Raw genomic sequence first — 12,080 nt, 5'->3', positions numbered from 1 at the left:
ATTGCTCGATTAACTCACAACAACAGGGATGTTTAATATGAGTGTTTCAATTATCAAAGCGATCAGCTATGCCGGTGTGTATGTTGGTGCAGTCATTGGTGCAGGCTATGCCAGTGGACAAGAAGTGCTGCAGTTCTTTGCAGGCTATGGCTTTATCGGAATGTTGGGCGCTGTCATTACTATGATTATGTTGGCATGGTACGGTACAGTGTTTATGGAATTGGGTCATCAGCTTGAAACCAATAGCCATCGTGTGGTTCTCAATTATTTATGTGGCAAAAAAATAGGTTTTTTTGCTGATTATATTCTTTTATTTTTCATGTTTGGCGTCATTAGTATCATGTTTTCAGGTGGTGGTGCAGCTATCCATCAGTACTGGGGTCTACCATCCGTTGCTGGCAAAATAATTATCGCCTTAATGACACTATCTACTGTAATTTTTGGTTTTACCTCCTCTGTTAGGGCGTTAGGAATCATATCTCCCTTAATGATTTTGGCCGTCGTTGTTATCTCTGTCATTACCTTCACTACGCACGCCGATCAACTAGCAACTGTGGACGCTACTATTCAAACGCTTAAGCCCGATACAGCCACTACTTTTTGGTGGACATCAGCGATAGTTTATGTTTCATACAATGTCATTCCAGGCGTATCCACTTTTGCCTCAATTGGCAATAAAGAGCCAAACTTAAAGACAGTTAGAATGGCGGGCATAATCGGTGGAATGACCTTAGGTATTTGTTTGTTATTCATTATTATGGCGCTCTTATCTGATCTTGAAAATGTGATGAGCTATGAGCTTCCGTTCTTAGAAATAGCGCGTGGTATTGGTCCGACTACTGGGTTTTTATTTAGCATCGTGCTTGTGGTTGCTGTATTTACAACGGCGGTTTCTAATCTTTATGGCTTTGTGATCCGCTTCTTTGATTCAGATACGGAAACGTCGAAGTTTCGTATTTTAACTATTGTGGTCGTTGTGCTCTCTCTGCTTGCTTCACTATTCCCATTCAGCACATTAGTAGGCACATTGTATCCAGCTTTAGGCATTCTCGGAATGTATGTTCTGCTCTGTGCTTTATATAAGACTTTTAAAGGTCAGATATTTATGGCTGAACGACCAAAGTTGTAATAAAGAAAATGAAGGGGAATGGTATGCGATACAAAGTAATTGTGATTGGTGCTGGTATGGTGGGTACGTCCATCGCTTGGCACCTACAAAAAAATAATTCTCAGGTTCTATTATTAGATAAGAAGCCACCGGGATCAGAGACATCGTATGGTAACGCAGGGTTGATACAGCGAGAAGCAATTCATGTGCATCCATTTCCCAGACATCTTGCGGAACTCATTAGAGTGTTACCGAATCAGAATACAGATATACGTTATCGCTGGCCTGCGGTCTTCCGTTATCATCAGGCTTTGTTAAAGTACTGGCAGTTTTCTGCGCCTTCTTCTGTCCAAAAAATAGAAAAAGAGTGGAAGACTCTGATTGAGCATTGCACAAGTGAGCATCAGGAAATGATTACGGCAGCTGGTGCTGAAGACTTGATAAGACGAGATGGCTGGATTGAGATGCATCGAGACGAGGATAAACTTAAAACAGCGAGCGTAGGTGCTGAAAGTTCACAGCAACAAGGTATCGAGCACAAAGTTTTATCCATTGCCCAATTAAAAGAATTAGAACCCAATGGTAATTTCGATGACTTTATCGGCGCTATTCATTGGTCTAACTCTTGGCAGGTATCAAACCCCGGAGCCTTGGTAAAAGCCTATGCAAAAAGCTTTCAAAGCATGAATGGGACAATAGGCGAGTCTACGGTTAAAGAAATACGATTAGATGGTGATGGCTGGCAAGTGATGACGGATCATGAGACTTTTTATAGTGATGACGTTGTTATTGCGGCAGGCCCCTGGTCTAATCAATTGATAAAGCCTTTGGGATATGATTTGCCTTTATTTCCTATGCGCGGCTATCATCAGCATTTTGAGACGACTCCACAAAACACGATTCACCACAGTCTGGTAGATATGGATAAAGGCTTTGTCATGGGACCAATGCAGCAGGGTATTCGTATTACTACCGGTGCTGAAATGACGACCATGGACGCACCAAAGAATTTTGATCAATTGAACGCTGTGTTGCGTTTTGCGCAAGCTGTTTTACCTTTGAATCAACGAGTAGAGACAGAAGCGTGGGCAGGCTCACGGCCGTGCATGCCTGATATGAAGCCGATTATCGGAGCCGCTGGTAAGCATAATAATTTATGGTTTGCCTTCGGACATGGTCACCAAGGCTTTACTTTAGGACCTATCACTGGACGTATTATGGAAGAGTTATTACATAAAAAGCCTACAGTAGTGGATATTAAACCTTTTAATGCTCAACGATTTTCTAACACTTAATACATATTTTTTTAACTATTATATTTTAAAAACATAAGGATGAATAAACATGAAGAAACTTCACAGTAACCAACGTATGAGCCAAATCGTTACTCATAATCAGACGATATATTTATCAGGCCAAGTTGGCGCTATCGATGAAGATGTGGCTGCCCAAACGTTAAGCTGTCTAAATAAAGTTCAAGGTTTATTAGAAGAGGTAGGTAGTGATAAATCAAAAATTCTGACGGCAACCGTGTGGTTAAAAAGCATGTCAGACTTTGAAGCGATGAACGAGGTGTGGGATAGGTGGTTTGCAGATACGCAGCCACCTGCTCGAGCTTGCGGTGAGTCAGTATTGGCACATCCTGACCTATTGGTAGAGATTACGGTCATTGCTGCTGAGTGAGCCATTTAGATACTTAAAAAGAATAAAGACTTTTATTAATATAAAAAATATTAAGGGACTAATAATGAAGAATATCATCCATGGTGGTCAAGCGATCGTAGATAGTCTGCAATTACATGGAGTCAGTCGCACCTATGTCGTTCCTGGTGAGAGTTATCTCTCGGTATTAGATGGATTATACAACGCTGATATCCAAACAATTATATGCCGACACGAAGCCGCTTGTACCTATATGGCAGATGCTCATGGTAAGTTTACGGGTCAACCAGGTATTGCCATGGTGACCCGTGGACCGGGCGCTGCGCAAGCTTATACTGGTATCCATACTGCATGGCAGGATGGTGTGCCACTTATATTATTCATTGGACTTATCCCTGTTGCTGATAGAGATCGCGAGTCATTTCAAGAGTTTGACCCTAAGCAGTGGTTCTCTAGTCAGTGTAAGCGTGTATTCATATTAGATGAAGTTTCAAGAGCATCTGAGATTGTGGCAAAAGCATTTCATGCGGCTTTAGAAGGACGACCAGGTCCTGTCGTTGTGGGACTGCCTGAAGATATTATTCAGCAGGAGTTTCACGGGCAATTGCATCCAGTGATACCTGTTGCTGAAGGTTCTATATGCGATGATAAGCTTGAGGTAATATTAAATGCGTTATCGAATGCTGAAAAGCCGCTGATTTTTGCAGGAGGACAAAATTGGACGACAGAGGCTTCTGTACAGCTAACAAAGTTTGCCGAAGATAATTGTATTCCTGTTATTCATGATTGGCGAGCCTCAGACAGAGTGACTTTTAACTCTCCTGCCCACGCAGGCTATCTAGGTTACGGGCGCTCGGATGAGTGTGCTGCTCTTATCGAAACGGCTGATGTGCTGCTGACGATAGGTACTGTGTTAGGTGATGTCGCTAGTGATGGCTATAAATTGCGACAGTCTTTTGATAAACCTAACTACATTGTCAATTTAGATACTAGTTTGCGCGGTCATAGTGGCTCAGTTACTGCGCATATTGTCTCTAGCCCTATTAGTTTTGTTAAAGCGATGAGTAAAATGTCGTTGGCAAAATCAGCGTCTCGTGAGACTTGGTTTAATTATTGTCATGAACAACAAAGAAAGGATTGTGCTTTTCCAAAAAAAGCAACAGAAACTCATCACATCACTGATGTAGCCGCTGATCAAAATTATGCCAGTATGACGCAAGTGATCCAGCAGGTCACTAAGCAGTTACCTAAAGATGCCGTATATAGTTTTGGTGCCGGTAATCACTGCTTATGGGCGCAGCGTTATCTGCCTACGCATACTTTCCCAAGTCAGCTCAGTACTAGAAATGGCGCGATGGGCTATAGCTTGCCTTCAGGTATTGTTGCTGCTTTAGAGTCGCCAGAACGCCTATCGATTGTGGTCACTGGCGATGGCGAATTTATGATGAATGAAGCGGAATTATCAACATCCATTCGTTATGATGCCCCTGTTTTAATTATTTTGATGGACAATCAACAGTTTGGTACTATCCGCCAGCATCAAGAAGCACATTATCCTGACCGGGTGTCTGGTACGCAGCTACAAAATCCTGACTTTGCAGCACTCGCTAACGCCTTTGGTGCTCATGGCATACGAATCACTAGTAATAACGATATTAAAGCGAGTGTCACTGAGGCGATGCAGGTCGTCACAGAAGAACGTAAAACGGTATTGTTGCACGTGATTACTGATCCTGAGGAGCTAATGCCCTAGCTGTTAATTTAATTAATATCTTATGCTAATAATTATTCATAACAAGGAAGTATGATGACCAGCTATCAAGTAACGAATCCGGCAACTGGAGAGATAGAAAAGCAATATACCAATCATTCTGATCACGAAATACAGGCTATCATTACCGAATCAGATGATGCTTATCAGGTGTGGCGTACAAGTGACATCAACTCGCGTGTACGAATATTAAATAATATTGCTGATCTGTATGACAAGCAACGGCAAGCCTTAGCGAGAATTATGGCACGCGAAATGGGTAAGCCTGTGGCGCAAGGTGAGGGGGAGCTTGCATTAGTCAGTGATATATTTCGCTATTATGCCAAGTATGGTGAGCAGTTCTTAACGACAGCAGATTTGCCTAATGCTCAAAACGCCGTAGTAAAAAAAGAACCTATCGGAGTATTGCTGGGCATCATGCCATGGAATTATCCTCATTATCAGGTAGCACGATTTATTGCACCGAACTTGATGCTAGGTAATGCGATGGTGTTGAAGCATGCGCCTTCATGCCCAGAGTCGGCTGTAGCTATTACTACTATATTGGCACAAGCATGCTTACCTAAAGGTGTTTATAATAATATTTTTGCAACTAATGACCAAGTTACATCGATCATTAATGACAAGCGTATTCAAGGGGTTTCCTTAACAGGATCGGAGCGGGCAGGTGCGGCTGTTGCACAGACAGCAGGTGCGGCACTGAAAAAGGTAGTGCTCGAATTAGGAGGTTCGGACCCATTTATAGTCTTAGCAGATGCAGATATCGATCAAGCAGTAACCTGTGCATTCATTGGTAGATTTGGTAATGCTGGTCAAGCCTGTAACGCGGCAAAACGTATTATTCTACAAGCGGATATTTATGAGGAATTTGTAGAAAAATTAACCCATAACGTTGAGTCGTTAGAGCCTGCTGATCCATTATGTAAAAAGACTTTTTTAGGACCATTATCTTCTAGCCAAGCTTTAGAAACACTTCAAGCACAATACGATAATGCCATAACGCAAGGTGCTACAGTACTAGTAGCGGGTGGACAGATAGAAAAATCGGGGGCATGGTTTAAACCTGCGCTATTAGCTGACGTAACCCCAGATATGCAAGCCTATTATGATGAGCTGTTTGGACCAGTAGCTGTCGTATATAAAGCGCTTGATATTGAGGAGGCTATAAGGCTTGCTAACGATACGCCATTTGGTCTAGGAGCATGTATTCATACGCAAGATATGGCACGTGGACAAGCAATCGCCGAGCGGCTGAATGTTGGTATGGTGACGTTTAATCAAGCACCGGGGACAGCAGCTGAAATGCCTTTTGGTGGTGTTAAGCGCTCAGGTTTTGGCCGCGAGCTTGGTCCTTGTGGGATGAATGAGTTCGTAAATTTTAAGCTATATAATAAATAAGCGTTTATACAGTCCCGTTATCTCTAGCTATATTGTATTATGAGCTGAGGACAATGATGAAAGGTGCGTTAAACATTCACAGGCTGGATGAGTATCATAAAAACTAAATCCTCTGTGTTTTTAGCAGGCCTTTCATGTTGATTGGTTATCAATATATCTAGAGTATAAGTGCTGAAACTACCATGCTGCAACAGAAATTAGCCGATAGCTTGAATTGGACATTACTTCATGTATTAATTGTTATCTATGAGGAAGGGAGTATTAGTACAGCTGCAAATCGCTTAAATATCACCCAATCAGCGGTCAGTCAAAACCTTAAAAAGCTTGAAGAGCAGCTCGAAAGTCAGCTGGTCATTCGTAATACCAAACCGTTAGAGCTTACACCCATCGGGCATTACTGTCTTCAAGTTGCCCAAACGATATTTACAGAAATAACCTCAATTGAGGCTATGAAGGGTAGCAATTCACATCTCTTAGAAGGCGAGATTAAATTGCTGGTCGCCAGTCGACTCCATAATCCAAAATACAATGATTTTTTAGTATATTTCAAAAAAAAATATCCAAATATAACTTTAGATTTGACAGTAAAATCAAGTATGGATATTTTAAATAACCTCAAACAAAAGACGCCTGCTGTAGGTATCTGCTTAGCCCGACATATCCCAGAAATCCTTAATCACCAATTATTATTTACTCAGCGGTATTACCTATACTGCGGCTATCACCATCCTCTGTTTTCAGTGCCTGATTTGAGTTTTGATGACTTGTTGACGGAGGATTATATCGCTTTTAGTAGTGAAGATATTGGGGATGTTCTTTCGCCAATTACGGTATTTAAAGAAAACCATGATATCACTGGCCGCATTAGTGCTTATACCAACAATTTAGATGAAGCGGTCCGTTTGATTTATACTGGCTATGGAATCGGCGCGCTACCAGATCAATTTATTGCTGCAACGCACCTAGAGTTTAAGCTGAGACGTTTACCGCCAAACGAAGGTATCGCTGATATACCCGTTTATCTTTTTTGGCATAAAGACCGCGCTTTATCACCTATCGAAGCTAAATTTATTGAAGAGATTATAGAATTTGATGTTTCTCTTTAATTAAAACCCTCAAACCCCAATATTAACAACACCATCTGAGAAAAGTGATTTCATACCTAAACCTTCTAGACTATACAAACGATAGTATTTAGGTCTTTTTTGAATCATCAGTGTAAAATAAATCCATTGTAATGGAAAGGTTAATGATATTTCGGGCACCATAGTATTGGGTGTATGCCACCTAATAAATGATAGTTTTAAATTAATATTGGGTTTACTCTAGGGCGTGTCTTCAATTCAATCGATGGACATCTAAATGAACTAAAAATGGCTAAATTTTGCCAAACTTCATCAAATAGCTAGGTAATATCCCGATATTAACGGCGCTATTTTCCTTGTTTGACTGCAATTTATCTCATTTTTAAAATGAAGACACGCCCTAATATTGAATCTTTCTTCGCTATCGATATTAACTTTAAAGCTATCCCTTAATAAGAATAAATATCAGTTCAAAAGTTTTCTTTTTAGGTGATATTAACATCATTGGGGGTCTGACTATATATACTAATATATTCAACGAATTCTTTTATTTGCTATAACGCCTGTTATAAAAACAAAAGTTAGCCCCTTATACAGAGATTTAACTACTAGCATAGCTCAGATATCTAAATTAGTTGACCCTTACACCTTTTCAACCTTTTTAATTTAATTAAAGGAAGTCAATGTATTTAGGTCATAAGTTAGATATCTGAACGTAATTCTCTATTAATTAACCCGTATTGCGTAGACCCGCTGCCAAAGCATTGATACTACGTATTAATGGATCTTCAACAGCAAGATCATCGTCATTATCTGTAGCGTCTTTTTGTCTGGCACGTTTTAATAGCTCAATTTGGATATAATTAATCGGATCTAAATAAGCATTTCGCCATTGTAGGGACGCGGCAAGGCTTTGCTGATGCGCCAATAACGATGTCTGGTTAAGCAAAGAGTTCAAACCTGAGAAGGTTAGATGATGCTCATCGATTACCGCTTGCATAATCTTTTCACGTAATCCCTCATCTTCACATAACTGGCTATAAGCCTGAGCAATGCTCATCTCAGATTTGGTAAACGCCATTTCAATATTGCTAATAAATACGTTAAAAAATGGCCAGCAACTGTTCATCTCCCTCATTAAAGCTTCGTCTTGTTTAACGCTATGAAGAGCACTACCTACGCCATACCAAGCTGGTAGGGTAAAGCGCGCTAAAGACCAACCAAATACCCAAGGAATCGCCCGCAAGGTTGTCTTACTTGGCAGACCTTTGTTGCGGTGCGCTGGGCGTGAGCCGATATTTAATAAAGAGATTTCCTGCACTGGCGTCACTTGTGAATAGAACTGATAAAACCCTTCGGTATGGTCCGTAAGCGTACGATAACTTTGTTCACCCGCATCTGCTAGACGCGCAAAGAGTGCTTCATAATTTGGTAGTTCAGGCGGTTGCACCACAAATCTTGTTGAGCACGCTTTAAGCGTACCAGTGATGCCCATGGTAAGCTCAAATACAGCAGTATCGGTGTTGGCATATTTGGCATAAAGGACTTCACCTTGCTCAGTGACTTTAATTTCTCCATGCAGTGTCCCTGCGGGCTGAGCGGCAATTGCATTATGCGTTGAGCCACCGCCACGACTGACAGAGCCACCGCGCCCATGAAACAGGCGTGTTTTGATACCATATTCAGCAGCGATACGGTTAATGGTTTGCTGCGCGCTATAGAGCTGCCATGCAGACGTAATAATACCGCCATCTTTCGATGAATCTGAATAGCCTAACATGATTTCTTGGGTATTATCTGAGTGCGCAAGCAACCCTCGATATAGCGGATTGTCCAACACGGCAGGTAAGATCTTATCGATATTTTTAAGATCTTCAATGGTTTCAAACAAGGGTGCGACGGGTAAGTCAGCAGACAGCTGACCTGCATCATCAACCCTGCATAAGCCTGCAAAACGCATCAGTAGTAAGACTTCTAATAATTGACTGGCATTATTGGTCATCGAAATGACATAACTGCCAAACGTATCTTGCCCGACCAGCTTACGTAATGTTGCCACTGAGTTCATCAAGGCTAATTGTTCACGGGTTTTATCAGTCAAGTTATCGGTATAAATGAGCGGTGTACCAGGCTTTGCAAGTAAACGCGTCAACCACTCTTGGCGCTCGGTTTCACCCAGAGTCTGATAGTCTGGTAAATTTGAGGCATTGGCGAAAATATCGGCGATCACATCGCTATGATAAGACGACTCTTGGCGGATATCGAGCGCTGCTAGATGAAAGCCGCAGGTTTTGACCAGACGAATCGTATCGAGTAATAGCCCTTCGCCATGAGCCTTGTCATGAGTATTGACACTTTTTCGAATGATACGTAAATCTTCTAACAACTCTTGTGGGTTGGCGTAAGCATCGTGTGCGGCGTCGAGGTCTGTACCTTTGCTTTGAATGTGGCGATTGGTCGCTTTTATTTTGGCAAGGATAATCGATAGCAACCTACGGTACGGCTCATTGTTGTAATCGTCAGGATTATAATAAAATACTTTTTGCTCGAGAGTGGCATACTCCTTTATACGAGCATAAACGTCTGGCGCAATCTTAATAATCGTATCGCTATGAATAAGTTCACGACGCAGTTTTTTTAGCAGTACTTGATAATGACGCAGCACGGTATCAGCATGCATCAATACCGCCATTTCTGTAGTGTCATGAGTGACAAAGGGATTACCATCTCTATCGCCACCTATCCAAGAGCCAAAGCTCATGAAAGCAGGTAACGGGTAGTCTGTTAGCTCTGGATAGATGTCAACAATGGCGTCTTTAATATTGCGATAAACCTTTGGAATGGCATTGAATAAACTGGCATTAAAATAATGCAGGCCATTATTTATCTCATCATAAACTAAAGGCTTACGCGTACGCACTTCATCCGATGACCATAATAAATCAATCGTCTGCGCCGTTTTCTCTTTCGCTTGTTCGTAGGCAAAGCTGTCTTCTGCAAGATTGTTTAAGGCGTCGCTATGAGTAAATAGACTCTGCAATAGATTCATGGTCGTACGGCGGCGCGCTTCAGTAGGATGCGCGGTAAATACGGGTATAAATTTCAGCTGCTCAATCAGCTCTTGCATTTGGGCAGGTTCAATATTGCGTTCGCGACATTCTAGTAAAGTACGGCGAAACGAGCCTTCCCAGCTTTGATCGGATTGCATACGCAAGGCATGACGCTGCTCGCGTAAGTAATTTTCCTCACTTAGATTTGCTAAAAAGAAATAGATAGAAAAGCTGCGGATGACATTTTTTAAGGTTCGATTATCTAACGAGGCGATGAAGTCGATAAGTTGTCGCTTATTCGTTTCGTTAGGCTCACGGCGTTGTTGAATAAAACCTTTACGCAGGGTTTCAATCGTATTAAGTGTTTCTTCGCCCGTCTGGCGAGAAATCGCATCTCCTAGGAATGAGCCTAATAAGCTGATGCGCTCACGTAATACGTCGTTATTTATAGTCATCCTTAACCTTCTCGTTAAATTAGTGGGTGAAATAGTCCTGATAGGCTAATTTATATCGCAGTCTATTGTTTAAAACAATAGGTAAGACCATTATTTATGACCATGTTCATCACTGTAGCCTATCCAGAAGTCTGCATTATCCACGCCAGCCTTTCTGGGATCAAAGATAGGATTAACCCCTGTTCCGAAAGTACGGCGCAAATCATGTGGAGTAATATATAGGTTTGCTTGATTACCTATGGCCTTATAACTACCGCTTAAATCTTTTATATGGTCATCGCTGGCTTGCAAGTCACTTGGGAATACCCATTGCTTGCCTGAACTCAACCTCCGCCTTTCCTCAAGTAGAGCCTGTAGTATATTACTAGTAGGCATATGATAATCAGAACCATTTTTTGTATCTTTAAATACTATCCGGCCAGCTTTAAGGTCGATGTCAGACCACTTTAAGGACTGCGCTTCATTCAAACGTACACCAGTGAACATAAAAAGTAGCATGATATCTCGTGCATTATTGCTATGAGGTGCTTGCATGTGTGAGCTTCTATCAACATAATTTAAAAGTGTTTTGAGGTACATACCTAAATATTCTTCTTCAATATGCTTGGTACGTGGCTTAACTTTATTCCAATCTTTCTTGGCGTTAAGTATGCGTACTGGTTGCTCTTTAATTAAAAAATCTTCATCATCATCTAAAAAGCTATCACGGCAATAATTCCAAACTGACCTTAGAGCTCTCATAGTTGCGTTAGCCTGAGCTTCACTATGTTTACTTATCTCTTTATGCTTATCACTTATCATTGACTTAGTAATATCATTTAGAGAAATATTTAACCAGTCTTTCAGCTTCTGTAGTATTTGACGATCATAAGTAGTAATAGTGCCTTTAGCTAAGCCAGTCTTTGTTGATTTAAAGTAGTGATAAGCTTCTTTAAGTGTCGGTACATTATTGGTCTTATCTTTCGGATCTTCCAAGTTCTCGTGAAGGCCATCGTAAACATGCATACCTTTTTTTATGTTTGCCATCATTATGCTGGCTTTTTCACGTGCTTCGGTTAGCGTAATTAAATGCGCTTCTTCTACCTCGTTTCTATGCAGCTTTCCGTTGATGCGCTTATGCAATGTATAGCGCTTTGATTGCTTTCCTACACGTAGTGCAAAACCAGTTAGTACATCGTCCATGTAGATTTCAGTACCTTTAGCGGTATAGTCTACTGAATCGATAAATTTTTTGGTAAGTTTAACCTTCATATATCACCCATGCAGCAGTATATAACCATAGTGTTAGTAGTATCATACTTTAATTACTATAAGGGTCAAAGTATCAAGATAGTATCAAAAAACCAACTAAGTCCATGCAGTCACATAAATTTTAGACAATAAAAAACCCTTACAAGTCAATGACTGTAAGGGTTTGAATATGGTGGGCCCAGTAGGACTTGAACCTACGACCAAAGGATTATGAGTCCTCTGCTCTAACCAACTGAGCTATGGGCCCTAACGTTAGACGCACAATGATACCCGATTTTTTTAAATTTTCAAGTAAAAGAT

The 12,080-nt window shown here is 41.1% G+C and carries 8 protein-coding genes and 1 tRNA gene; 6 read left to right on the top strand and 3 right to left on the bottom strand.

From position 1 onward, the window contains the following. The first annotated feature begins 37 nt into the window (after positions 1-37). The 6 genes from IQ457_RS00855 (at position 38) to IQ457_RS00830 (ending at position 7,045) form a co-directional block, all read left to right on the top strand. On the top strand, positions 38-1,129 hold the full coding sequence (locus IQ457_RS00855; protein ID WP_200661705.1) for a YkvI family membrane protein: 1,092 nt from the start codon (positions 38-40) through the stop codon (positions 1,127-1,129). A gap of 23 nt (positions 1,130-1,152) precedes the next feature. After that, a complete protein-coding gene (locus tag IQ457_RS00850) occupies positions 1,153-2,403 on the top strand; it encodes an NAD(P)/FAD-dependent oxidoreductase (RefSeq protein WP_200661704.1) in 1,251 nt (416 codons plus the stop codon). A 49-nt stretch (positions 2,404-2,452) separates the two neighbouring features. Then, positions 2,453-2,791: a RidA family protein gene (locus IQ457_RS00845; RefSeq protein WP_193031438.1), complete on the top strand. Its 339-nt coding sequence runs from the start codon at positions 2,453-2,455 to the stop codon at positions 2,789-2,791. 64 nt (positions 2,792-2,855) lie between these two features. Further along, positions 2,856-4,523 (top strand): thiamine pyrophosphate-dependent enzyme, encoded by a 1,668-nt coding sequence (locus tag IQ457_RS00840; RefSeq protein ID WP_200661703.1) that lies wholly within the window; start codon positions 2,856-2,858, stop codon positions 4,521-4,523. 51 nt (positions 4,524-4,574) lie between these two features. Then, on the top strand, positions 4,575-5,939 hold the full coding sequence (locus tag IQ457_RS00835) for an NAD-dependent succinate-semialdehyde dehydrogenase (RefSeq protein ID WP_242465304.1): 1,365 nt from the start codon (positions 4,575-4,577) through the stop codon (positions 5,937-5,939). A 182-nt stretch (positions 5,940-6,121) separates the two neighbouring features. Then, complete coding sequence (locus IQ457_RS00830; protein ID WP_200661701.1) at positions 6,122-7,045, top strand: LysR family transcriptional regulator; 924 nt, start codon at positions 6,122-6,124, stop codon at positions 7,043-7,045. A gap of 709 nt (positions 7,046-7,754) precedes the next feature. Here the strand turns inward: IQ457_RS00830 and ppc are convergent. From ppc to IQ457_RS00815, 3 genes are all read right to left on the bottom strand, one after another. Then, on the bottom strand, positions 7,755-10,529 hold the full coding sequence (gene ppc, locus IQ457_RS00825; RefSeq protein WP_200661700.1) for a phosphoenolpyruvate carboxylase: 2,775 nt from the start codon (positions 10,527-10,529) through the stop codon (positions 7,755-7,757). Positions 10,530-10,619: 90 nt separating this feature from the next. Continuing rightward, complete coding sequence (locus IQ457_RS00820; protein ID WP_242465303.1) at positions 10,620-11,780, bottom strand: tyrosine-type recombinase/integrase; 1,161 nt, start codon at positions 11,778-11,780, stop codon at positions 10,620-10,622. Between the two features lie 170 nt (positions 11,781-11,950). Beyond that, positions 11,951-12,027 (bottom strand) — tRNA-Ile (locus IQ457_RS00815). Positions 12,028-12,080 lie beyond the last annotated feature (53 nt).

This window comes from Psychrobacter sp. M9-54-1 (genome assembly GCF_016613355.1).
Lineage (GTDB): Bacteria > Pseudomonadota > Gammaproteobacteria > Pseudomonadales > Moraxellaceae > Psychrobacter > Psychrobacter faecalis.
The sequence above is the reverse complement of the archived record's forward strand: the minus strand, read 5'-3'. Positions and strand labels throughout refer to the sequence as shown.

Bases quoted from the DNA above. Each gene is read 5' to 3' on its own strand.
- IQ457_RS00830 (WP_200661701.1), top strand. From the start codon at position 6,122: ATGCTGCAACAGAAATTAGCCGATAGCTTGAATTGGACATTACTTCAT.
- IQ457_RS00835 (WP_242465304.1), top strand. From the start codon at position 4,575: ATGATGACCAGCTATCAAGTAACGAATCCGGCAACTGGAGAGATAGAA.
- IQ457_RS00855 (WP_200661705.1), top strand. From the start codon at position 38: ATGAGTGTTTCAATTATCAAAGCGATCAGCTATGCCGGTGTGTATGTT.
- IQ457_RS00850 (WP_200661704.1), top strand. From the start codon at position 1,153: ATGCGATACAAAGTAATTGTGATTGGTGCTGGTATGGTGGGTACGTCC.
- ppc (WP_200661700.1), bottom strand. From the start codon at position 10,529: ATGACTATAAATAACGACGTATTACGTGAGCGCATCAGCTTATTAGGC.
- IQ457_RS00820 (WP_242465303.1), bottom strand. From the start codon at position 11,780: ATGAAGGTTAAACTTACCAAAAAATTTATCGATTCAGTAGACTATACC.
- IQ457_RS00845 (WP_193031438.1), top strand. From the start codon at position 2,453: ATGAAGAAACTTCACAGTAACCAACGTATGAGCCAAATCGTTACTCAT.
- IQ457_RS00840 (WP_200661703.1), top strand. From the start codon at position 2,856: ATGAAGAATATCATCCATGGTGGTCAAGCGATCGTAGATAGTCTGCAA.